This window comes from Alkalibaculum bacchi, assembly GCF_937875145.1.
Classification (GTDB): Bacteria; Bacillota; Clostridia; order Eubacteriales; family Alkalibacteraceae; genus Alkalibaculum; species Alkalibaculum bacchi_A.
In genome coordinates, this window is the sequence record NZ_CALNCS010000021.1 from 37808 (window position 1) to 61266 (window position 23459).

Here is a 23459-nt window from a genome sequence, read left to right on the forward strand (position 1 = left end):
AAAGGCAGATATAATGCAAGTATAGTGAGATAAATAAGATATAGTACAGGGGGCCCCAATAATGAGTAATTATAAAATCGCAATCGTCAATTCTAGTAGCTTTGGCAAATGGTTTCCAAAACATATAGAACGTTTAGATTCCATTGGGCGAGTTGAAAGCTTTACCTTTGATAATGATATTGATGGAGTTACACTAGCTAAGGAATTAGAAGGATTCAATATTATTATTTCAAGTGTTACGCCTTTCTTTACAAAAGAATTTTTTGAACACAAGGATGAGTTACTCTTAATCTCTAGACATGGAATCGGTTATAACAATATTGATTTAGATGCAGCCAAGGAAAAGAAAACGATAGTAACCATTGTGCCACCTTTAGTAGAACGAGATGCCGTAGCAGAGAACGCTGTTGCAAACTTAATGGCCATTTTGCGCCGAACTATAGATTCATCAAAAGCAGCTACAGACAACCGTTGGGTAGAGCGTGCAACTTTTATGGGACACAATTTAACAGGCAAAACCGTAGGTGTCATTGGTTGTGGCAATATTGGCAGTCGAGTAGCTGAAATATTAAAACATGGTTTTAATACCCGGCTATTGGTGACAGACCCCAATGTAGATACACAATGGGCTGAAAAACATGGTGCTGAAATTGTTGGATTAGATGAACTCCTTACCCAAGCTGATATGATTTCATTGAATGCCTCATTAAATGATACAAGTTATCAAATATTAGATAAAGAAGCTTTCTCAAAAATGAAACGGGGGGTCTATATTACAAATACAGCTCGTGGAGCATTGATAAAAGAAGAAGATTTACTTGAGGCTATTGACAAAGGTATTGTTTGTGCAGCTGCTACAGATGTGATGGTCAAAGAGCCAGCTTCTAATACACACCCCTATTACAGCAATGATCGAATACTTGTGACCCCACATACATCAGCTTACACCTTTGAATGTTTAGAAGGCATGGGAGAAAAATGTGTCACAGATGTAGAGCAAATCATCAAAGGGGAAACTCCAGATAGCATAGTTAGCAGGTAGGGTTGAGAGATGAAAAAATTGCATATTATAAATTAAATCATTTGAGATGAGGATAAGAGAGTGTTAAAAGTTAAAAATAATTTATTGTAACGATATCATTACAAATTTTATTCATTAAGATTATACTCCTTGGTAATAAGTAAACAAAAATAGCTTCAAAACCGATACGTGTTTTGAAGCTATTTTTGCATAATTAAGTACTTTTGAATAATACTAATTATGTTTAGTTATCGATTTGAGTTGTATTGATTACTTTTCGAATAGTAGTAAAGTATTCTTCATTGTCGTCAATTTTAATAGCGTACATCATAAAAAGTGCATCTACTAGTGTGATTTGTGAAACTAATGAGGAAACTGCCTCTGGTCGGTAGGTTGTTTCATCCGAAACAGATACTAGAACGATATCGCTTAGTTTGGTTAATGGAGACGTCATATTACTTGTGATAGCAATGATAGGCACTCCGTTTTTTTTGGCGATTTTAGCGATTTCAAGAGAATCTTTATTTCTACCAGTATGTGAAATAATTAAGGCACAGTCTTGACTTGTTAGACCCGCAACATGCATCAATTGAAAATGAAAATCTTGAAGAAAGCTACACTTAAGAGACGTTCGCATAAAACGGTGGAATGCATCTAAAGCCACAACTTGTGATGCACCTAATGCAAAAATAGCACATGTTCTTGCATTAGCTAAAATTTCGATTGCCTTTACGAGGTTTTCTTCTTGAAGCATCGATTGTGTTTCTTCTAAAGAGAGCTTTCCCATATAAAAAGAATTTGAAGCAATATCACAATAAGAATGTTCCTTGTTAATGAATGGAAAGAATTTTATTGTTGCATTTTGGTTGTTTTCATAAATCTTGAGTTTCATATCTTGAAAAGAGCCATAACCTAACTTTTTAGTAAGACGAGAAATTGTTGCAATAGAGACATTAGTTGCTTCAGAAATATCTTGAATGGTCATTCTAGCAGCTGTTTCTATATTTTCAAGAATGTAATCGACGACTTTTTTTTGAGACTTGGTTAAACTTGTATAATCTTTTCCGACAATGCTCTGAAAAGACATAATATCACCGCCGTTTTAAAGTATTAGTAAAGAAAAAATTTACAAAAATCAGGAAGGAATAATTTGTTTTATTATATTTTAACCTACAATTTTTTATAAAGCAAGCAGATAAGATATTGTGAGAGGAGCGTCAACACAGCAATAAAAATATTTTTCAATATCGTATTGACAAAATGCAAAAAGTTTTTAAAATTGTAATCGTAAACAAAAAAGAATTAGGGTTAATAAGGAGGATAAAAAATGGAAGTAAGTGTATTTCAGGCATTAGTAATTGCTGTATGGATAGCTCTTGTCATGAGTCGAAGTTTATTAGGTGGAGCGACGTTAACTATGCGTTTTTCTCCATTAATGACAGGTTTGATTGTAGGAATCGTCTTTGGACAAGTATCGCAAGCTATGATTATTACGGCTGCCATTCAATTAATTTATATGGGTGTTTTTTCGCCAGGTGGTCAAATGCCATCTGAACCTGCAATTGCAGCAGCTATTGCAGTACCTGTAGCTTTATTAAGTAATTTAGAGCCAGAAGCAGCTATTGGAGTAGCTGTACCAGTTGGTCTTTTAGGATCTTATTTATATCAATTTAGATTTTTTGTAAATACTTTTATCATGCAAAAGTTTACGGATAAATATGCAGAAGAAGGAAACGAAAAAATGTTGACGACGTCTATCATCGTTTATCCAATTATAGCATCATTTATCATTTATATACCATTTATGTTTATAGCCTTATATTATGGAGCACCTGTAATTGCAAGCATTGTAGAATCCAATTCAGGTAGTGTGTTATTCCATATTCTGTCTGTTATAGGTGGTGGATTAGCGGCTATTGGTATTGCTGTCACAGTATACGTTATTGGGAAGAAAAGCTATATTGCCTTTTTCTTATTAGCATATTTCTTAGCAGTAGTATTTAGAGATTTAGGCATCACAATGGTAACCTACGCAATTTTTGGAGCCATCATTGCATTCATCTATGTATTGTCTAAGGGTGAGGGTTCATCTACTCCTCAAGTTGCTCAAGGTGGATCAGCGGTCATTCTTGATGACGATGACGATGACTATTAAAAGGGAGGATTAGGATATGAGTAATCAAATTCAAAAAGATGTAAGTCTTAAACCAGAAGAAATAACCAAAAGAGATGTAGGCATAGCCTGGTTAAGATTTCACTTTGCAAATGAAATACCACATGCTTTTGACAGATATATTTCACCAGCATTAATGTGGGCATTAATGCCAATACTAAAAAAACTTTACAAAGATAAAAATGATTTAATTGCAGCATATCAACGACATCTACTGTTCTTTAATACCCAATTATCGTGGGGTGGTGGAACGATAACAGGTATTATGGCATCTCTTGAACAAGCACGTGCTAACGAAATGTACAATGGTGACCCAATTAGCATCAATGACGATTTTACAAAAAATATCTTACTAAGCGCTGGTTCAAGAACTGGGTTAAAGGTTCGCGTATTAAAAGAGGATGGAGCAGTAAGGTATTGGAATGACCGACAATACGATAATTATAAAGTGGTTTTATTGACAAAAACCGTTGAGGCTATGGCGGGAATTATTAAGGGTGGCGTACCCATTAAACAATTAAACCTTGGTGGTATTCCTCAAAAACCAGGTCTCACATCTGTAATTCCTGAAGTATCAATCACGAAAGAAGAATTAGATATATTAGTAGACCTAAACGAAAAGTATGGAGTAGATATTTACTTCCAAGCCATTCCATCTTCTAAGAAGGTGTCGTTAAAAGAAGCTATTAAATTATTTGATTAATACAGAAAGAGTGATAATATGGTAGGTTTATTGTTAATAAGCCATGGTCAAATGGCTGTGGGCATGATTGATAGTTTAAATTTAATAGCTGGATCAGCTGAAGGCATTGATACAGTTTCTCTTATAGCAGGACAAGATTTTGAAATGTTTAAAAGTGAAATTTCAGAAAAAATCAAAGCCTTAGATAGTGGTGATGGAGCATTAATCCTTGTAGATTTATTTGGAGCTTCCCCTTATAATGCGTCCATGTTCTTGTACAAAGAGCTGAAGGAGTCTGGTGTTCATATTCGAATTGTAACAGGAATGAGTTTATCTATGCTCTTGGAGATAAACGCTATGAGAGGGTCTATGTCGTTAGAACAATTAGCTCAACATGCTGTAAATAGCGGTAGAGATGGAATACAAGAGCCTATTTCTCAAATGTTAAATAGTACAGAGACAGACGATGAAGAAGGTAATTACTAATGAAAAAGGTGCTCGTCACCCCAAGATCTTTTGCTAAATACAATCGTCAAGAGATTTTAGCTCTATTCCAAAGCAATAGTATAGAACCTATTTTTAATGCTTATAACGCCATTATGAATGAAGAACAACTTATAGAAGCACTAAAAGATGTGGATGGGCTAATAGATCGGAGTAGATCCTATTACGGAAAAGGTTATAAACAGTGCGCCCAATTTAAAAGCTATTGCAAAATATGGTGTTGGTATTGATAATATTGATATGAATACAGCAGAGGTTAAAAAGATTTCTGTCTCGAGAACAGTAGGTGCAAACTCTTCAGCAGTGGCTGATTATAGCTTTGCCTTATTAATGGCTGTTGCAAGGAGAGTAGTGGAGATTCATAATGGCTGTAAAAATGGCGATTGGGGTAAAAAAATTGCCTTAGATGTTTTTGGTAAAAAGATTGGTATCCTCGGTTTAGGAGCTATAGGACGAGGCATGGTACAGCGTGTAAAAGGTTTTAATATGGACATCTACGCATATGATGTTTTTAAAGATGAAGGATATATTCAAGAAAATAGTATTAAATTTGTGGATGTAGAAACCATTATGCGAGAATGTGATTTCATTAGTATACACATGCCATTAACAGAAGAGACTCATCATATGATCAATGGGGACTTATTGAGTAAAGCTAAATCGAATTTGGTTTTAATCAACACAGCTAGAGGTGGCATAGTTGATGAAGAAGTACTATACCAAGCAATTGTAGACAAGAAGATCTATGGTGCTGGAATTGATGCTTTTGAAGAAGAACCACCACAAAACTCTAAACTATTGTCTTTAGAAAATGTGATAGTAGGTTCTCATACAGCAGCATCTTCCTTTGAGGCTACAAATTTGATGAGTCTAATGGCTACAGGAAATATTATTAAGGACTTAGGGAGAGTGTAATGAATAAAGCTGAGTTGATGGGAAAATTAAAAGAAGAAAAACTTATAGCCGTAATTCGTGGCAACAATGAAGAAGAAGTTATAAAGACAGTGGAAGCAGTATATAAAGGAGGAATTAAATTTATTGAGCTGACATTTACGGTTCCAAATGCTGTCAAAGTAATAGAAAGTTTAGTAGAGCGATTTAAAGGCGAGGATATTATTATAGGTGCTGGAACTTGCATGGATCTTGTTAGTGCACGCCTTGCAATATTAGCAGGAGCACAATTTGTTGTAAGCCCACATTTAGATGAAGAAATCATTATGCTTTGCAATTCATACTGCATTCCAGTTTTTCCAGGTGCTACTACGGTTAAAGATATGGTCACCTGCTTGAGCTTAGGCGCAGGCGTGATCAAATTATTTCCAGGGGATATTTTTGGACCGAAAGCCATTAAGGCATTTAAAGGTCCTTTACCACAAGCAGAATTTATGCCTACTGGCGGAGTTAGCTTAGACAATGTAAAAGAATGGCTTGATCATGGTGCATATGCAGTAGGCGTTGGAAGTGTCTTAACGAAAGGAGCGAAGGCTGGCAACTTTAAAGAAGTTGAAGAAGATGCTCGGAAATTTGTTGAAGCAGTAAAATAAACTAAATATTACTTTATAAGCAGCTACTCGTAAGCTATTTATAAAATAACGATGACCACGAGAAATATCCCATACTTTTTCTCGTGGCATTTTATCTAATAAAAAAGTAAAAGTAATCTACTTAGATAGTATTGGAAGCAAAGGAGATGTACACATCTTTACGAATAATACTTTGAATCTCAATCTGGCTGAAGTTTATGAACATCAAAAGGATAAGTCCCTTTCTGAATTTGGAGACGTTATTATTACTTCAGGGGAGTATAAGGAGAATAGGGTAGTCGTTCATACAAAAGAATTTGAAGAAGATATGGAGCGTATAGAAGGGAAACTAAATTATTTTGTAGATGTACTCGAACAAATTATTAGCAAATTAAAATAATTTATTAATAAAAGGCCGTTCCTGGCAATTATAGAGGTATAATAAAGATATTGTTATAATTGTAGATGATACAGGGGTGATAGAGATGAAAATAGCAGCGTTGACAGGAGCAGGTGTTTCTAAGGCTAGTGGAGTGCCTACATTTGTAGAGATGGGCGACTTAAGAGACAAGCTTAGCAGAAGTTATTATAATAGCCATCCGATAGAGTTTTATCAAATACTCAATGGCATGAGAACTGTAACAGAAGCCGCAAACCCAAATCCAGCCCATATTGCACTAGCTAAAAAACATATTCCCATTGTAACCATGAATATTGACGGTCTTCATCATAAAGCGGGAAGTACAGAAGAAGAAGTCATAGAGATACACGGTAGTCTTCGAAAGGTGTACTGTCCTAAATGTAGTAAATGGTATCCTTTTTCTGTAACAGAAGAGTCTATTAAATGCGGTAAATGTACAGATGTAATATTACAACCAGACATTGTACTTTATGGCGATAATATACCTAGGCTTCAAGATTCCATAAATTTGGTTTCAAACGTTGATTTGCTACTCGTCATAGGAACGTCCTTTTACACTTCAACTGCTACTTATGTAAGTGAAGCGGCTAAAAGTGCTGGGGTAAAGGTAGAGATAATCAATGAAAATGCAGAAGAACTCATTCCAAAATTTTTAAATCAGATAAGGTGAGCATTTATTGAATATAACAATCATTACAGTAGGTAAAATTAAAGAAAAGTTTTATACACAGGCAATAGAAGAGTATAGTAAGAGACTTAGCCGATATTGTACCTTGAAGATAATAGAGGTGCCAGACGAAAAGGCCCCTGAGAATTTAAGCCCAGCAGAGCAACAAGGAATCATAGACAAAGAAGGCAAGAAGATTATCGAAAAAATACCAGTATCCTCTACAGTAATCACTATGGAAATTGAAGGAAAGCAATTGACCTCTGTAGATTTTTCTAAAGAAGTGGAACAATTTGCTATTAATGGTCAAAGCCATCTTTGCTTTATCATAGGTGGATCTCTAGGTTTATCACAAGAAGTAAGGACAATGAGCCGACTTAAACTCTCTTTTTCTAAGATGACATTTCCTCATCAGCTCTTTAGAGTAATGTTATTAGAGCAAATTTACAGGGCCTTTCGCATTATGAGAAATGAACCGTATCATAAGTAACGGATAAAAATCTGATGAATCACACATTATTGGTACGATAGAATATTGAGATACAGGGCGAACCGTATCATAAGTAAGTGAGGTTCTTTATTCTATATAGTAATATTAAAGTGACATGTTTATGTATCAAAAGGAGAACTACCTAAATTAATTATAAAAATAATAAAATTTATCATTGATGTAAAGGGAATAATAGGGATTAGGAATTTACAATAAAAATGCTATAATGGATTAAGAACTTAGACTAATTCTATTTGTTCAAATTGATCTTTTACTGGTTTTTTTATATTGTTAATACAATTATTTATTGTACAAGTGAAATCAATTCTGGTGATTTCACTTGTTTTTATTTGGGAGTAAATAGGCTTGTGTTAATCACAATTTTATTTGGTGAAAATAATGAATGAAAATTAACATTGTGTTAGAATAAATAACTAACAGGAACGTTAGTTCAGTTAGCAGGAGAGGCGTATAAATGATTAAACCAATTTCAATTTCTGTTAAAGCAAAATCACATACAAATCAATATAAAATGCATAAATACTTTGCAAGAAGACCCTACAATGTTTTTCAGAATTTAATTAAGCACTATACTAAGGAAAACGATCTAGTGCTAGATGTCTTTTGTGGGGGTGGAGTAACTGTTTTCGAAAGTGTCGCAATGAATAGAAGATCTATTGGAGTTGATTTGAATCCTTTAGCAACTTTTATATCAAAAATGCAACTAAAAAAAGTTAATATATCTACTTTAAAAGTATTGGGAAATTCGTTTATTAATAATTTAGAACAAGAATTATCAAGATATTATGAGTATAATTATAATTGCATAGACTATAAGATTGAATGGATTGAATGGACTTATGAAGTAAGTTGTCCTCTTTGCTCTACGACTATTAGATTGGCTGAGCATAATAAAGTAGTATCTCCTAATGGAAAACCTAAAAACGGCTATTATTGTTGTCCGAATCAGTTATGTGGAGGTCATGATAGGAGAACAGGGGTAAAGAGAACAGATTGTAAATCTATAGGCAGTCACCCGTTAAGAGTGAAGATTAGTAATGGTGAAGAGACAGTGGTTATTGACTTATCCGATGAGGAAGCTAGCTTTATTAAATCACAAAGGTATACACATCTCATAGAAGAATCTATGGTAATACCTGATGATGAAATACCTCTAAACTGGGATAGAACTCATGAAGATAAATTAATTGAAAAAGGAGTCTATCGGTTTAGCGATCTATATACAGAAAGAAACTTTATTTTAAATGTTATTATATTCAACAGAATTTTAGCGTTGAAAGGCCAAATTGATAATGACATAGTTGACTGTATATATTTTGCGTTCAGTTCCTCATTAAGGTATACAAATAAAATGTCTCGTGTTACAGAAAATTGGGAGAACGGTAATCCTACTTCTATGGATAAGCATGCATATTGGTTGCCTAATGTTTATATTGAAGCAAATGTTATAGAAAAGTTTAAGGATCGCTTCAATGTTATATTGAAAGGATTAACATACACAAATGAAAAAATACCATTCGGTTCTAATTTAATATCCGTTAAAGAGTCAATTAATGTGTGTCATATTGGTAGCTTAAATGCCAGTATACTACATCTTAGGTAGGTGATAAAATCAGCAATTTTAACTAATCCTGCATTAATAATCATCCATCAGAGCTGATCGAACCAAGTAAAGAAGATATTGTGATTACAAGGAGATTATCTGATGCAGGCGAGATCATGAGCAAAGACGTTCTTGACCACATCATAGTGGGTGGTGAATCATTTGTTTCATTGAAAGAAAAAGGTTATTGCATTTGAAAGGAGTAAAAAACAGTGAGAACAACAAAAAGTACGATAAAAACTGAAGTTACTTATGACGGCGAAATGAAAAACAAGTATCTTATTAGGAAAGAGTGGATCATGTATTATTGCAGCTGGAAGAGGAGTAGAAACAAACAAAAAAGCTGTTGAATGCTTGAATATGATATTAGCCATATTGCTAGATAAAAAAGCAAGTATTCTTCAAATAAAAGTGGCTTTTGGTCGAAAAGGTTTCCACCCTCTTTATTCTGAGGTGAAACATCAATCGAAACTAGTAGCGTATGAAGAAAGCCATAATGTAAAGTAATGATATTATATTGAAAGGAATCACGCCATGTTTAGTATCGAACAATTGATTAATTTTATAGAAAAGAAATTTGGTGTAGCAGTTGAATTAAATGCGATAGGACGAGAGACGGTAATTCTATATCATGAAGAACTAGATGAGGAACTCATTTCAGGTGATGTGTTGCAAATCTTACCGAATCCAGTTTCATTTCACACATATATATAATGAAGAAAAATCAGAGTGGATTATCGGTATTGCCTATAAAGAAGGTACTGAGAATCCACTCTTTTTAGTTTGCCTGAATTATAATGCAGATGGAACTACACCGTTGAAATGTACAATTGTAAGATTAAGTAATGAATCTAAAGCACTCTTTTGATCCTAAAAAATGACAGTATCGTCACTATCGAAATTACATTTTAATAATGGCGATACTGTCAATAGAAAAGGACAAAAGATTCTAGGAAGTTTACAATGCTCTCTTAAGAGAGTTCCTAACGAAATACAATCAAATCTTGTAGAAGAACAATCGAGATTTCAAACATATATTATTACTTTGATAGACCCTATAGGACAAAACCTTTAGGGTCTATATATTTTGATAGGAGTGGTATATATGACAAAGATTTCAGACTCAATAGTAGAAATCCTAAGAGAAGAACTAGAGCAACATGATTCATTAGGGGACTATAGTCAATGGGTACTAGGAGTAAGCATCATAAAGAAAGGAGCAGACCAAATCTACATTGCAAGAGTAGCAGTAAAAACGAATGAGTCCCCCTATGTGGACGGAATGGATATTTTCTTCATGGAAGCAGAGGATGAGGTAGTAATAGAAGTAAACTATTTTGAGAAAACGCCAGTTTTTAATGGTGGAACAGTAGAAGATTGTATTACATGGCTTAAAGAGTTAAATGACATCTGCTATCTTCAGTTACAAGATCCATATCAGTAGAATGACTTTAATAGGAGCAAAATGTCTGGGCTCAAATAGAAACTAATAAAACAACAGAAGGTATTGATCCCTTAACATTAGGTCAAAAGTTTTATGATATTAAAGAACTAATTTGTCAATAGGTACATCGATCATGATAGCAGCTTACAAGGGAGGATAAAAAATGATAGAAATAGCATATTTAAAAGAAAAAGAAAAGATACATTCTTTACCTCAAGAGGTACAAGAGGCAATAATTGAGATTCTTCAAATACTAGACTTAGGATATGGAGAAGAGAGAGATAAATACAATGATGATGGAGGATATGTTCTAGTAGTAGAAAGTGAAGATGACCTTTTAATAATAAAGGAGGAACTCTATATTGATTATGACGATATTATTGCCGAATATATAAATACGATAGTATGTGGTAATGGTGAGGTATATACCAATGTTTTGATGATCTGTAGCGATAATTATGCAATATCATTAATAATGCCGATGAGACTAATGCCAAAGAATTTAATAGACCAAATGGAAGAATGACAGCCTTAATTTCCACAATGTGGTGATTAAGGCTATTTTTTATGGAACTATACATGTCAGAATATATGGAAGGAGGAATAACTATGAGATGGTTTATAAGTGGAATTGTAGCTGGAGTATCTATTTGCGTGTTAGTTGAAACTGTAGATTTAGCTAATACAGTAACGTATTAATAAAAGAGAAAGGATTGATAAAGGTGATATCTTATATAACAGTTACAACAGCTCAAGCTATAGAACTATTTACAAGTGGTCTTATCTTAGGTATGACAGCATATGAGACAGCTAAGAGAAAGAAATTACAGACAACAACAAATAAAGCTACTAAAACTATTATATGAGCCAACAAGCTCTATCAAAAAGCCTCAATCTCTCATATTAGGGAGATTGAGGCAGTTTTTATGTGAAAACAAAGGGAAAGGGGATGAATACAATTAATACAAGAAAACCCAGAAAGTTAATAGATATAGTTAAGATAAAACTCTGTAAAGAAGGAAGTGTCTTATATGAACCTAGAAAGATAAGCTCCCCTAGTGATGTAGTTAGCTTATGTAGAAGATTTCAAGATGATTTCAATATCATTAGATGCGAAAAATCAGCCAACAAATGTAAGTGTCGTAAGCATAGGAACATTAAATAGTTCCCTATGTCATCCAAGAGAAATATTCAAGGTAGCGATCATATCCAATGCAAATAGTATTATTATTAGCCACAATCATCCATCAGGAGATCCTAATCCTAGTAAAGAAGATATTAGTATAACCTCTAGGTTAGAAGAAGTAGGTAGTCTGATGGGAATTCCAATCTTAGACCATATAATAATTGGTGGAGAAGGTCTATATTTTAGTTTTAAAGAAAATGATATGCTTAAATAGTAAAGTAAAAGTTAGATGGTACAAATTATGTATGGGAAATTACAATGTAAAAATCATTGAATAATACAGAGGATAATTCTATTCAAAATTGATGAATTTATATAATTAAAGGTGTGATAACAAAATCAGTCTGATCAAGAAATCTAAATTTTTAAATCTAGGAAATACATAACAGCCTTAATTACCAAAGATGGTGATTAAGGCTGTTTTTATGTAAAAAATACTTTGTGCTAGAAAAGTCTATAGAAGGGGATATATTGCATAATGGAATATAAATTTAACGGTTCTAGGTATGTAACTAGGGGAATAAGTTTAGGGATACCATCGGCATTAGTAATGTATTTGTGGGGGATTATAGAAGAGAGGAAAAAGAATAAAGGAGTACCAATGGATTATTTACAAATATTTAAATTAAAGTCAGAAAGAAAGAACAGAAAAAGAAATCTGATCATAACGTTGAGTCAAGAACAGCCACCATATGAGGAAGTCCATATTATAAGTAAATTTAGTGATATAACAGAAAAGATCTATGTGATAGACGATATAGATCATGTGACAATGCTATTGCCAGAGGAATATTAGGTGCATCTAATATATACAATCAAGTAGCGACTATATATGGTTGCTATTTTTTTGGCTATTATATGTACTGTGAATAAAAAAACGATTTATTTAGTGATCTTGCATACATCATTAAAATTAGTAGAAATATGAGTAGTAAGAATATAAGAAACATTTTCACTAAAAGATATTTACAGATGGTACAATAAAAGCAAATATATCTTTGTAGATGAGGTGGAATAGATGGAAACATTCAGTAAAAATAATATAATAGAATTAGCAAGAGGTAAAAAAGATACATATTATGAAGAGCGGACACTTAATAATCATCTAGATAAGATTCTTGAGTTTTTAGATTCTAAAAGAGTTCAAAGAATATTAAATAGAAATTCTGATGGATCAGGGATTGATTTATTTCTTAAAGAACTTAACTTTAGTCCGACTAGAAGTAATGAGAATAAAGGTTCATTCCAATTCAATCTTACTACTACAATATTTCTAGCCTTATTATTAATAACATATGACGAGCCCTATTTCGAACAATTACTGAACGGGAAATTTGTATTAGTAGATGATGGTGATGAGTGGATAGCTAAATTATCACATGTACTAGAACTTTTTAAAACAGATTGGGAGCGTTCAACAGGAAATACAGATCGTAATAGAGTACAAACGTTTAAAAATAGAAGCTGGGAAAACGTTAGTATCAATATAATGAGTCAACTATATCGTTTTACTTTACCAGAAATAAATGAAGAACTCGTAGAAGACATGGTAAAGCAAGTACAAGGGATTATTGAAAAATTCTTAGCAATGGGAGATAAATCAAAAATTGATGCTTATGAATACATGAAGAGTAGACTTGATTACATTGATAAAAAAATTATTGGACGAATCGTAGATGAAATGGATGGTATAGAAAAACTAGTGTACAACACAAATCTAAAGTTAAATCATAATGAGTACACACTACTGGATTATCTGAAAGAATTTAATGTAATAGAAAAAATAGAGCCATAAGAAGCTCTGTTTTTTTGTACACAAAAATATATTGTTGTCAATGAAAACTTTTATTCATTTTCTGCATCATTCCCTTCATTTCAATCAAAATCTTGATACACTATAATGTTTATAAGAGGTGGCCGCCTTTTGAAAATAGCTAGTAGTTTAAGGACGTATTCCTTACTTTCAGAAAACACTGCTGATGAAAAAAGGAATAAGGAAAATAAATACTTACGGGTGCGTTCAACTGCCCCTAAGTAAAACGGAGGAATTATTGATGATCCAAGATACCAAAACAATTTTTACGCCAAATTATCAAGTCAATTTATCACTAAAAGATTATTGTGGATTTAAATATGGGTCCCAAGATAGATGGAAAAAAGAATTACCAGAAGATATTATATCTACAGAAATTTCATCAATAACTGTAGCTGTTGAATTAGATGATAAGTTGATAGTTGATGGAAAAGATTGGAGAGCAGGTATAAGTCAACTAAATTTAATTAAAAGTTTAGCTAGAAACGTCAGAAATACAGTCGGTTGTCAAAGTGCACTTGATATATCAATGAATTGCTTCTTCATAGAACTATTTAACTTTGTTGACAATCCGTATAACACTACTTTCAGTATAACATCTTCTACGATAGAACGTAAGGTTGATGAAATACTAGAAGGTTTTAAGAGAACCAAAATAGAGATAGCATCTATCTATTTGACTATATATACACATCTTCTGAAAATTCCAAATTTTGGTGTAGTAAGTGTACTAGAAACATGGGAGGATGTTGCATGAAGATTACTGTTAATCGAGGATATAAAACCATAGACGAAGGCGTTTATGTATTAACCATTAAAGTTTTATCGCAAGACAACAGTAATAGGAATTATATTAAACTAACCTTAGAAGATGACGAAGGGTTGCTAGCTTTTGATCGAATCTTTTTGGAGTTAGAGGAAGGAACAAAACTAGGAGAATTAGTAAAAGCCGTAACTGGTGAAATTCCAGCAGTAATTGAAGATTTAACTTCTGTATTAATAGGGGCTAAAGTAGGAGTAGAAATTAAAGTAAATTACTCTGAAAAGTCCAATAGATATTATAGCAACATTGTTGAATACTTCTCAGAAGACTGTATTGTATATGAAGAGTAGGGGGTATCAAGCTTGAACAGTATTCAATTACCAGATTTTTTTATAGGGCTAGATACTTTAGAGGTCTTAGGTATGTTCAAAAGAAGTTTATTGAAGGAAAGCGATTGTTTAGATAATAAAAATCTAAATATCTTATTTTTCTTAAAGGATACAGATGAAGAGTCATATCTAACGGCTCTTCATCTGCTAGAAAAAAGCAGTTCTAAAGAGATAGTGGAAGGCAAAATTAGAGACTATATAAACACTATAAAGAGTGAGCTTGGTAAAGCAGGATATGACAAATTAGGCATTGTTACTAAATCAGATGGCTCAATTCAGTTTTCTCACAATAGATTCTCAAAATTTATAGCAGATAGATATGACCTTGTGGTTTTTAATTCAGACACATTCTATTCATACAGAAACGGTTATTGGGTGGAATTAGATGAATTAGAATTCAAAAGTAGATTGAGAAGAATTGTAAACTTTCTTAGTGAAGATCTCTGGAAACCTGCTTTAGAGTTTAAGTATATAGAGGCATTGAAGCTAGAATGTAAGCGAATTAAGGAATTTAATTCCCGAAGAAATTATGTAAACTTGACTAATGGCATGTTAAACCTTAAGACGTTTGAACTTGAGAGTCACCATAAGTATTATTATTCAAGCATACAAATACCTATAGAATACGAAAAGGAATCAAATTGTCCCAAATTTAAAGATTTTCTAATGGATATATTTGACGGTGACCAAGAAAGGGTTTTAGTAATGCAGGAAATATTAGGATATTGTCTAACGGCAGATACCAATGCGCAGAAGGCTTTTATATTACTAGGGCATGGTTCTAATGGAAAATCCGTATTATGTGATGTAATGGCTAAACTTTATGGAGAGGATAATTTATCCAGTACATCGTTGAAGGAACTAGGTGGAAAATTTGCTAAGTTCAGCATATACAACAAGACAGTTAATATATCAACAGAGAATGAGATGGATAGAGATATGCTGGCTACTGGAGATTTTAAAAAGATTGTTTCAGGCGATTTGATTCAAGTTGAAGAAAAGTATAGAAATCCCTTTATATATAGACCCTTTGTGAAGCTAATTTTTGCTGTTAACTCAATGCCAAAAAGCATGGATTATAGTTATGGGTATTATCGTAGACTGCTGATTCTGCCCTTTAATAAGCGATATAGCCTTAAACCAAAAGAGGGAGAAGAGTTAGCGAATCCAAATTTAAAAGAAAAATTATTTACTGAGATGCCTGGAATACTTAATTTTGCATTAGAAGGCCTAAAGCGGTTAAGAGATAATAATTACAAGTTTACAGAAAGTAGAGAGATTGATACGACTCTCAGAGATTACAGGAAGGATATGGATATATTAAGCCAATTTATAGAAGATGAAGTCCAAGAGGAGACTCATTTTACAGTTCAAAGGTATGAGATAAGAAATAGGTTCGAGAGCTGGTGCATAAGAACATATAACACAAAACATAACAGGATTCCAAGTAGAGAATTTTGGAAGAGATTTAGAAATAGTCTCAATTCGTTAGACATGAAATATAATGAAGGCAAAAGTAATGGTAAAGATTTGTTTATAGGCATACGTTTGAAAAGTGATCGAAAAAAATAGTGAAGAAAGAAAAAAGGTAGGGCTGAAGACTTTAGATGATGAAAGTAGTGGCGATAGTGGCGAATAATAAAAAAAGTTCTTACAAAGCCAAAAGCAATAACAAAAATATTTTCCAAAAATACGGTACTATCGCCACTGATTCCGTCTCTAATCAATTATTAAATATATATTATAAAGGGGAAGATCAAATGTATCAATTATTCATAGATTCATTAGTGGCAATGATAGAAGAGGTATATAAAAAGGAGGCTACAGACAATGAGCAAATTTAAGTCATCAGGTTATCAAATTGTACAGAAAATGAAGGCTGAAGGCAAATCTGCAGAAATAAAAGATGAAATTAAAAAATTAGTGAATGATTTATACAGATTTAAACGTATTGGAATGTCCAAAGGAAAATTATCAGAAATAGATCCAAGTTGGAGTAAGTTAAGTACGGGTCAACGAATTATAAAAGGTAAAAGAATCAAGTACTACGTTGATGCAGGACTAATTAATATAAAGGGAATTGATTTAAGCTATGACAAGCCTAATTCAACAATAGTTTACGACCTAAATTAGATTGGAGAGGAGTTCATAATGGATAGTAGAGTAGCTATTTATGCAAGAGTTTCAACTGTAGAGCAAGCCGAAAAGGGCTACTCTATAGATGAACAAATTGCAAATATAAAGTCAGAATGCGAAGAACGAGGAAAGAAAGTAGTTAAAGTATATGCAGATAGAGGCATTAGTGGCTCGTCAGTAAAAAATAGACTTCAGTTACAGCAGTTGCTAAAAGATGCAGAAGATAACCTATTTGATGAGGTAATTACTTGGAAGACAAATAGGCTTGCAAGAAATCATTTGGACTTATTAAAGATAGTAGATCATTTAAAGAGATATGATATAACTTTTAGTTCATTGACTGAACCATTTGAAACAAATACTAACCAAGGAAAATTAATGATGAGCTTGCTAGCTTCAATAGCAGAGTTTGAAAGAGGTACTATAATTGATAATGTGAAAATGGGGATGAAAGGGCGTGCGAAGCAAGGGAAATATAATGGTGGTAGAGTATTGGGATATGAATCAGTAGATGATGGGACAGGTAAGACGAAATTAGAGATAGTAGAAAGTGAAGCAATAATTATAGTAAAGATATATAACTATTATTTGGAAGGAAAGGGTTACAAGGCAATAGTGAATAGAATAAACCAGCAAGGATACAAGACTAAGAATGGAACACATTTTAATACCTTTGGAATTAAGTATATATTAACCAACCCCTTATATAAAGGATATATAAGGTTCGGCAGGTATGTCGATTGGTGTAATAAGAGAAGAAAAGGTAAAAATGAAGAGTATATACTAGTTAAAGGAGAACATGAAGCTATAATAGACGAGGAAGATTGGGATAGAGTGCAGTTACTAATGAACAAAAAGAGTTTTAAACCTTCTAGGGTTTATGATGGTGAGTTTTTACTTACAGGGATACTAAAATGTCCTGTATGTGGATACAGTATGGTAAGAGGTAGAGGGCATTATAAATCGAAGACTACAGGAGCGGTAACCATATATCAATATTATCAATGTGGTAACTTTCATAATAAAGGTAGCGCTGTTTGTACTGCGAATAGTATTAGACAAGAGTATATAGAAGAAGCTGTATTAAACAGAATAAATGAAGTTACAATAAATACAAAGATAGTTGAAGATGTAGTTCAAAGGTTGAATGAGGAGAGGAATAAAAATATAAAGCCTATAGAAGAAGAAATAAAACTATCTAAGGATGAGCTAGAAAAAGATAATATAAAAAAGGATAAATTGATTGAGTTGTTTCAATTGGATTTAATTACTAAAGAGGATCTTGCAAAAAGGATTAAAAAATCAGATGAAGATGTATTGAAGATTGAAGAGAGGCTATTATATTTGGAGTCTAATTTAGAATATAGTTCATCAGATGAGATACCAGTTGATTATGTAAAAGAAAAATTAAGCAAATTCAGCGCTCTGCTACAACAAGCAAGTAACGAGAACAAAAAACTGTTACTCCACTTGCTTGTAGAAAAGATAACTGTTAATGAGAAGAGAGAACTGGATAGTATTGAGATTAAATATAATGAGGATATAGAAATGATAATAGGGTCATCCAATGAGGATGACCCTATTTTTGTGTTTCGGCTTGTAATATAAAAAAGATGTTGTTAGTGAACGTTCCCAGCTTAAATTTGCAAACATTTCTTGAATATATAAGGCTTGGCATTCATCCAATCCTGTAATTTACATTTAATCATATTGAGATATCAGCTGTGAAAGTATTTAACTGCTCCATCGATAGAGGTATAAGGCTCTTAAGAGCCTTTGTTAGATCTAAGTTCTATATATCATCACAGAATATGTAAAATAATTTGTAATAGGTTTTCTGATCATTATGGTTTTTTCATATCCATCAAGGCATAGTCAGCCTGTATACTAGTATCAAGTAGTCGTTGGATTAATAGAACAGCAGCTTGATTTCAGTATTTTCAAATAATTTATTTTGGTATATCGTAAAATTAGCACTTTCTTTGTGTAGTTTTGATTTCACTAATCTTATTATACTAAAGATTGGTGCTATTTTTATGTTAAGTCACCAATTTATGAAGTATTTTGCTGGATTTATCAAGTATTCAACCCATTTTTACTGGTGGGAAAGTTGAATTCCTAATTAAAAAATATTCATTTCTGCTGAGGTATGTTTTCTTATAGAAATACTCATGATTTAACTTCTGTACTTAGTACTATTGTAGTTACATTTTTTATTAGAATGGTGGTTAGAATACAACAGTTCATAAGGTTGATTCAATAAATCGGAGAATGTAATATATGGAAAAGCATCCTTCAATAGTATAAAATAATACTTAGAATATACAAATTATTATCAAGGGGGATAAATATGAGAAAATTAACAACTGCAATAATACTTGTTGCATTAGCATTAATGTTTACTGGATGTGGAAATAACATTGTTAAGAAATCCATTGAACAAGCTAACACTGCAATAGAAGGTAAGGATTATGATAAAGCTTTGCTTGCATTAGAATTAGCATTAGATGAAGAAAATGATAATGTAGAGGCTAATAAGTTATATTCTATATTACAAAGTTACCAAAAGGCAAAAAAAGCAGTAGATGAGAATAAAATTAATGAAGCGAAAGAAATATTAGATGACATCGATGAGCGCTATAAAAATTATCCAATTAAAGAGGATGTAAATTCACTAAATAATCTAATTCAAGAAAAAGTTAAAGAGGTTGAAGTAATTAACAACAATATAACTAAGCTAGAAAAACTAATTGAAGAGAAAAAGTATGATGAGGCAAAAACCTTAATTGAAGAAATTAATAAAAGTTCATTAAATGAAGATCAAAAAAATAAAATAAATGAATTAGATTCTAAAGTTACTTCAGAAAAGGCTAAAGCAGAAACTGAAAGTAAAAAAAAGGCTACTTCAAACAGTAGTAATAACGATAATACTAGTAACAGTCTTACTGAAGCTCAAGCTTATGATTTGATCTTGTCAGTTATAAACCTCGAAAAAGATTACGAGATTGTATATTCAGGTGTTATAACAATAGAATCATCCTCGTATATACCATCGGAAGCGAGAGGTAAAACAGCATATATGTTTTATGAAAATCATGTTCCTAGTGGAACTTCAATAGCTGATTACTATGTTGACATGGAACGGCATGTTTATAAAAACACTTTTTCAGCAGACGGAAAATGTATAAAAATACATTGATTATGATAATTTAAGTATTTAAACTTATAATGTATCATAATTATTGGGAAATAATAGCTAAAGTATATACTAAGGGGAATTATTATGAAGAAAATAACTAAAACAATCCTACTTATGGTATTGGTATTAACATTAACTGGATGTGGAAATAGCATTGTAAAAAAATCATTAGAACAAGCTAACATAGCAATAGAAAGTAAGGATTACGATAAAGCTTTAGTCGCATTGGAATTAGCATTAGACGAAGAAAATGATAATGCAGAAGCAAATAAGTTATATTCCATATTAGAAACTTATCAAAGGGCAAAAGAGGCAGTAGATGAGAATAAAATCAATGAAGCAAAAGAAATATTAGATGACATCGATGGGCGTTACAAAAATTATTCAATTAAAGAAGATGTGGATTCACTAAATAATCAAATTGAAGAGAAGACAAAAGAAGTAGAAGTAACTAACAATAATATAACTAAGCTAGAAGGTCTAATTGGTGAGAAGAATTATAGTGAAGCAAAAACTTTAATTGAAGAAATAAATAAAGGTTTAGTTAATGAAAATCAACAGAACAAAATAAACGAACTAAATTCTAAAGTTGATTCAGAATTGACTAAAATTGAAGTAGAAAATAAAGCTGAGAAAAAGGCTAAGACAGAAGCTACTAGCAAAAAAGAGGAATTTACAGTAGATAAAGCTATAGAGATAGCTGAAAATTATTATGGATTAGATAAGGATGTAGAGTATTACTATGAAAAAGAACCAACATATATAAACAACAGGAAGGCATATTGGATATCGCTTAAATCTATATCTATGATAGAAGAAGGTGGATCAGGGACACTACTATGGGCTTATGTTACTGAAGATGGTAAAATAATAGAATTTGGAGAGGACGTAGTAAACTAAAGAATTCATTCCCTAGGTGAATGGGGAATGTAATTTTTTATCTGATGATATAGGTACGGAGAACCTTATCACAAATAGATAAGGTTCATAAGAGTCTAGATTTATCTTAATTATATTTTGTTAAGGTGTTTTTTACCATTCTTTTGGTTTGTAATTTAATTCTTTAAATAATTGAGTTCTTTCTTTCTTCGATAAATCTCTCCATTTTCCTATAGGAAGATCACCTAAATGAATATTCATGATTCGAATTCTTTGAAGCCGTTTGACTTCATATCCTAATCCAGCGCACATACGGCGAATTTGACGATTTAATCCCTGTGTGAGAATGATTTTAAAATCATATTTTGATAGTTGAAAAGTCTTACAAGGAAGCGTTTTTGTATTTAAAATTTCAACGCCCTCCGACATCTTCTTTAAAAATTGAGGGGTAATGGGTTTATTTACTGAAACAATATATTCCTTTTCGTGTCGATATTCTGAACGCAGAATTTCATTAACAATATCCCCGTCATTAGTAAGAAGAATTAAGCCCTCCGAATCTTTATCTAAGCGCCCAATATGAAATATTCTTAAGGGATGATTGACAAAATCAACGATATTTCCCTTTATATTCTTTTCTGTTGTACTCGTGATTCCTACAGGTTTGTTTAAGGCGATATAGACTTTATTACTTACTACCCGAACTGGCTTTCCGTCTATGCGAACATCATCACCCGGTGCTACATTGCTACCTAATGTAGCATGGTTACCATTAATCGTAACCTTTCCATCGGCAATTAATTTATCAGCACCTCTCCTAGATGTTTTTCCTGATTCGCTTATATATTTATTAATGCGCATGATCACACATCCTTAATAAGATGATTCTTTTATTTAAATATTAATTATACCTGATACTTAGAATGAAACATAGACCTTATTTATGAAAGGGCTGATAACATCTTGAATTTAGCTACGAGAGGTTCAACTAAAATGTATCCTTTGTAAAAGAATAGTTTAATCCTTGTAAAAAGATAATTATACCTTTGTATATGTGTAGATTTAGGTATATTCTAGTATTAGAAAAATAAATTTTAGGAGTATTGTGATGAGGCACAAAAAAACAAAACTTCATAGCCTAGTTGCCGTTGGTATACTAGGAATTATTGTCTTGTCTGTTTTTATCTTTGGCAGTGATCCCGTTATCTCTACAAATGAAGCAATACCAGATAGCAGGGTGATAGCGCAGACTGCATATCCGGGAGTAGACATAGTTACTGAAATTCACGATGAAAGAATGTATTATATAGCAATTCACTATCCAACGTTTAAAGATGAATCTTTAAACGAACAGATGTGTAAGTATGTATCTTCATCGAAAAAAATTTTTTTTGATGAAGTAGCCCAGAAGAAAAAGTACTTAAATGAACTTCCAGCTTCATTGTATATTTTATTTGATATCCATCCAGTGACCCAGGATGTTTATTCTATAGTCTTTCATGTAGAAAGCTACGTTATGGGGGCAAATGGTGCTCAAAGCTCAAAAGTCTTTATCGTAGATGTTAATGAAAATGCTACGATACAACAAACAGAGATCCTAGTAGATAATGAGCAAAATCGAAATAAGCTTTACACTTTATTACTAAATGAGTTTGAAGAATCCAAAGAATACAAGCCATTTTTCTTTAAAGAAGAATTAAAAAAATGGATTGAAGATGAAAATAACAGATTTTCACATATGTTTATTAGGGATCATTCTATTGTATTTAAATTTGATAAGTATGTAGTTACTGCAGGAGCAGCAGGCTCTCCAGAGATTTCTATACCTTTAGAGAAGCTAAAAGAATTATTGACAGATGAATGGCAAAAAAGATTAAATCTTATCGAAGTAGACAGCAAAATGGACGAACCAAATACGCCCCCTACTGCGGAAGAGGATCTAAAAGGAAGTGAATCGCCAGGTAAACGTCAGGTCGCCCTTACTTTTGATGATGGACCACACGAGATCAATACATTGAAAATCCTTGAATTATTAGATAAACACAATGCAAAGGCTACCTTTTTTATGCTAGGAAATAGGGTTGACTTCTACCCAGGTATAGCGAAAGAGATTTCTAAAAGAGGTCATGAATTGGGCAATCATACATGGAATCATAAAAATTTAAAGGCACTTAATGAAGAGGAAATCGATAAAGAAATTCAAATGACTAGTGATGCAATACGGGAGGCAACAGAAAAAGAACCTACTGTATTTCGACCTCCTTATGGTGGGATAAATAATCAAGTATATAATGCCACTAGTTTACCGCTTGTATTGTGGACGGTTGATACAAAAGATTGGAAGACCCGCAATGCAAGGAAAGTGCTAAATGAAGTTAAAAATAATGTAGAAGATGGTTCCATCGTTCTCATGCATGACATTCACAGCGCTACAGTGGAAGCAGTTGATTTAGTATTACAGTATTTAGAGGCAGAAGATTACGAATGCATCACTGTATCCGAATTAAATATAGAATAAGGTATCATACATCATTGCGAAAAGTAC

The 23459-nt window shown here is 32.5% G+C and carries 32 protein-coding genes; 30 read left to right on the forward strand and 2 right to left on the reverse strand.

Translation table 11 applies throughout. The features are described from left to right. Positions 1–61 precede the first annotated feature (61 nt). On the forward strand, positions 62–1042 hold the full coding sequence (locus Q7P22_RS01450; RefSeq protein ID WP_303859822.1) for a D-isomer specific 2-hydroxyacid dehydrogenase family protein: 981 nt from the start codon (positions 62–64) through the stop codon (positions 1040–1042). Between the two features lie 223 nt (positions 1043–1265). Here Q7P22_RS01450 and Q7P22_RS01455 read toward each other — a convergent pair whose 3' ends face one another. Continuing rightward, on the reverse strand, positions 1266–2108 hold the full coding sequence (locus tag Q7P22_RS01455; RefSeq protein ID WP_303859824.1) for a MurR/RpiR family transcriptional regulator: 843 nt from the start codon (positions 2106–2108) through the stop codon (positions 1266–1268). 240 nt (positions 2109–2348) lie between these two features. Between Q7P22_RS01455 and Q7P22_RS01460 the strand changes: the two genes are divergently transcribed. From Q7P22_RS01460 to Q7P22_RS01590, 28 genes are all read left to right on the forward strand, one after another. Beyond that, positions 2349–3176 (forward strand): PTS sugar transporter subunit IIC, encoded by an 828-nt coding sequence (locus tag Q7P22_RS01460; RefSeq protein WP_303859826.1) that lies wholly within the window; start codon positions 2349–2351, stop codon positions 3174–3176. A gap of 16 nt (positions 3177–3192) precedes the next feature. Continuing rightward, a complete protein-coding gene (locus tag Q7P22_RS01465; RefSeq protein ID WP_303859828.1) occupies positions 3193–3897 on the forward strand; it encodes a PTS sugar transporter subunit IIB in 705 nt (234 codons plus the stop codon). Positions 3898–3915: 18 nt separating this feature from the next. Beyond that, positions 3916–4362: a PTS sugar transporter subunit IIA gene (locus Q7P22_RS01470; protein ID WP_303859831.1), complete on the forward strand. Its 447-nt coding sequence runs from the start codon at positions 3916–3918 to the stop codon at positions 4360–4362. Next, the gene (locus Q7P22_RS01475) at positions 4362–4610 is read left to right on the forward strand and encodes a hypothetical protein (protein WP_303859832.1); all 249 of its coding nucleotides are present in this window, start codon (positions 4362–4364) and stop codon (positions 4608–4610) included. Before Q7P22_RS01470 ends, Q7P22_RS01475 begins: the two co-directional genes overlap by 1 nt. Continuing rightward, positions 4585–5295, forward strand: a complete 711-nt coding sequence (locus Q7P22_RS01480; RefSeq protein ID WP_303859938.1) for an NAD(P)-dependent oxidoreductase — start codon at positions 4585–4587, stop codon at positions 5293–5295. The genes Q7P22_RS01475 and Q7P22_RS01480 overlap by 26 nt, the downstream gene beginning before the upstream one ends. After that, the gene (locus Q7P22_RS01485; protein ID WP_303859834.1) at positions 5295–5924 is read left to right on the forward strand and encodes a bifunctional 2-keto-4-hydroxyglutarate aldolase/2-keto-3-deoxy-6-phosphogluconate aldolase; all 630 of its coding nucleotides are present in this window, start codon (positions 5295–5297) and stop codon (positions 5922–5924) included. The genes Q7P22_RS01480 and Q7P22_RS01485 overlap by 1 nt, the downstream gene beginning before the upstream one ends. Before the next feature lie 172 nt (positions 5925–6096). After that, the gene (locus Q7P22_RS01490) at positions 6097–6303 is read left to right on the forward strand and encodes a hypothetical protein (RefSeq protein ID WP_303859836.1); all 207 of its coding nucleotides are present in this window, start codon (positions 6097–6099) and stop codon (positions 6301–6303) included. Between the two features lie 85 nt (positions 6304–6388). Then, positions 6389–6994, forward strand: coding sequence for an NAD-dependent deacetylase (locus tag Q7P22_RS01495; RefSeq protein WP_303859940.1), 606 nt, complete (start codon positions 6389–6391; stop codon positions 6992–6994). Positions 6995–7001: 7 nt separating this feature from the next. Further along, a complete protein-coding gene (gene rlmH, locus Q7P22_RS01500; RefSeq protein ID WP_303859838.1) occupies positions 7002–7481 on the forward strand; it encodes a 23S rRNA (pseudouridine(1915)-N(3))-methyltransferase RlmH in 480 nt (159 codons plus the stop codon). 475 nt (positions 7482–7956) lie between these two features. Further along, on the forward strand, positions 7957–9105 hold the full coding sequence (locus Q7P22_RS01505) for a DNA methyltransferase (RefSeq protein WP_303859840.1): 1149 nt from the start codon (positions 7957–7959) through the stop codon (positions 9103–9105). 80 nt (positions 9106–9185) lie between these two features. Then, on the forward strand, positions 9186–9302 hold the full coding sequence (locus tag Q7P22_RS14895; RefSeq protein ID WP_369695472.1) for a JAB domain-containing protein: 117 nt from the start codon (positions 9186–9188) through the stop codon (positions 9300–9302). Positions 9303–9465: 163 nt separating this feature from the next. Continuing rightward, on the forward strand, positions 9466–9612 hold the full coding sequence (locus Q7P22_RS01510; protein WP_303859842.1) for a hypothetical protein: 147 nt from the start codon (positions 9466–9468) through the stop codon (positions 9610–9612). 27 nt (positions 9613–9639) lie between these two features. Beyond that, positions 9640–9819 carry a hypothetical protein gene (locus Q7P22_RS01515; protein ID WP_303859844.1) on the forward strand — a complete coding sequence of 60 codons (180 nt, stop codon included), beginning with the start codon at positions 9640–9642 and terminating at the stop codon, positions 9817–9819. Between the two features lie 163 nt (positions 9820–9982). Beyond that, on the forward strand, positions 9983–10180 hold the full coding sequence (locus Q7P22_RS01520) for a hypothetical protein (RefSeq protein ID WP_303859846.1): 198 nt from the start codon (positions 9983–9985) through the stop codon (positions 10178–10180). A 30-nt stretch (positions 10181–10210) separates the two neighbouring features. After that, positions 10211–10549: a hypothetical protein gene (locus Q7P22_RS01525; protein WP_303859848.1), complete on the forward strand. Its 339-nt coding sequence runs from the start codon at positions 10211–10213 to the stop codon at positions 10547–10549. Between the two features lie 163 nt (positions 10550–10712). Beyond that, on the forward strand, positions 10713–11075 hold the full coding sequence (locus tag Q7P22_RS01530) for a hypothetical protein (RefSeq protein WP_303859850.1): 363 nt from the start codon (positions 10713–10715) through the stop codon (positions 11073–11075). Between the two features lie 187 nt (positions 11076–11262). Then, a complete protein-coding gene (locus Q7P22_RS01535) occupies positions 11263–11415 on the forward strand; it encodes a hypothetical protein (protein ID WP_303859852.1) in 153 nt (50 codons plus the stop codon). 225 nt (positions 11416–11640) lie between these two features. Next, positions 11641–11949 (forward strand): JAB domain-containing protein, encoded by a 309-nt coding sequence (locus tag Q7P22_RS01540; RefSeq protein ID WP_369695473.1) that lies wholly within the window; start codon positions 11641–11643, stop codon positions 11947–11949. Between the two features lie 264 nt (positions 11950–12213). After that, the gene (locus tag Q7P22_RS01545) at positions 12214–12531 is read left to right on the forward strand and encodes a DUF960 family protein (RefSeq protein ID WP_303859854.1); all 318 of its coding nucleotides are present in this window, start codon (positions 12214–12216) and stop codon (positions 12529–12531) included. Positions 12532–12753: 222 nt separating this feature from the next. Next, the gene (locus Q7P22_RS01550) at positions 12754–13530 is read left to right on the forward strand and encodes a hypothetical protein (RefSeq protein ID WP_303859856.1); all 777 of its coding nucleotides are present in this window, start codon (positions 12754–12756) and stop codon (positions 13528–13530) included. A gap of 256 nt (positions 13531–13786) precedes the next feature. Beyond that, positions 13787–14305 carry a hypothetical protein gene (locus tag Q7P22_RS01555; protein ID WP_303859858.1) on the forward strand — a complete coding sequence of 173 codons (519 nt, stop codon included), beginning with the start codon at positions 13787–13789 and terminating at the stop codon, positions 14303–14305. Continuing rightward, positions 14302–14661: a hypothetical protein gene (locus Q7P22_RS01560; RefSeq protein ID WP_303859860.1), complete on the forward strand. Its 360-nt coding sequence runs from the start codon at positions 14302–14304 to the stop codon at positions 14659–14661. The genes Q7P22_RS01555 and Q7P22_RS01560 overlap by 4 nt, the downstream gene beginning before the upstream one ends. A gap of 12 nt (positions 14662–14673) precedes the next feature. Beyond that, positions 14674–16272 carry a phage/plasmid primase, P4 family gene (locus Q7P22_RS01565; protein WP_303859861.1) on the forward strand — a complete coding sequence of 533 codons (1599 nt, stop codon included), beginning with the start codon at positions 14674–14676 and terminating at the stop codon, positions 16270–16272. 35 nt (positions 16273–16307) lie between these two features. Next, positions 16308–16544 carry a hypothetical protein gene (locus Q7P22_RS01570; protein WP_303859863.1) on the forward strand — a complete coding sequence of 79 codons (237 nt, stop codon included), beginning with the start codon at positions 16308–16310 and terminating at the stop codon, positions 16542–16544. Beyond that, positions 16531–16833 carry a hypothetical protein gene (locus Q7P22_RS01575; RefSeq protein WP_303859865.1) on the forward strand — a complete coding sequence of 101 codons (303 nt, stop codon included), beginning with the start codon at positions 16531–16533 and terminating at the stop codon, positions 16831–16833. Before Q7P22_RS01570 ends, Q7P22_RS01575 begins: the two co-directional genes overlap by 14 nt. 18 nt (positions 16834–16851) lie before the next feature. Beyond that, entirely contained in the window at positions 16852–18444 is a 1593-nt protein-coding gene (locus Q7P22_RS01580) for a recombinase family protein (RefSeq protein WP_303859867.1), read from the forward strand. 742 nt (positions 18445–19186) lie between these two features. Next, a complete protein-coding gene (locus Q7P22_RS01585; RefSeq protein WP_303859869.1) occupies positions 19187–20035 on the forward strand; it encodes a hypothetical protein in 849 nt (282 codons plus the stop codon). Between the two features lie 84 nt (positions 20036–20119). Further along, positions 20120–20935, forward strand: coding sequence for a hypothetical protein (locus Q7P22_RS01590; protein WP_303859871.1), 816 nt, complete (start codon positions 20120–20122; stop codon positions 20933–20935). A gap of 132 nt (positions 20936–21067) precedes the next feature. Here Q7P22_RS01590 and Q7P22_RS01595 read toward each other — a convergent pair whose 3' ends face one another. Then, positions 21068–21775, reverse strand: coding sequence for a pseudouridine synthase (locus Q7P22_RS01595; protein WP_303859873.1), 708 nt, complete (start codon positions 21773–21775; stop codon positions 21068–21070). Between the two features lie 247 nt (positions 21776–22022). Here Q7P22_RS01595 and Q7P22_RS01600 point away from each other — a divergent pair, with 247 nt between their 5' ends. Next, positions 22023–23432, forward strand: coding sequence for a polysaccharide deacetylase family protein (locus Q7P22_RS01600; RefSeq protein ID WP_303859875.1), 1410 nt, complete (start codon positions 22023–22025; stop codon positions 23430–23432). The last annotated feature ends 27 nt before the right edge of the window (positions 23433–23459 follow it).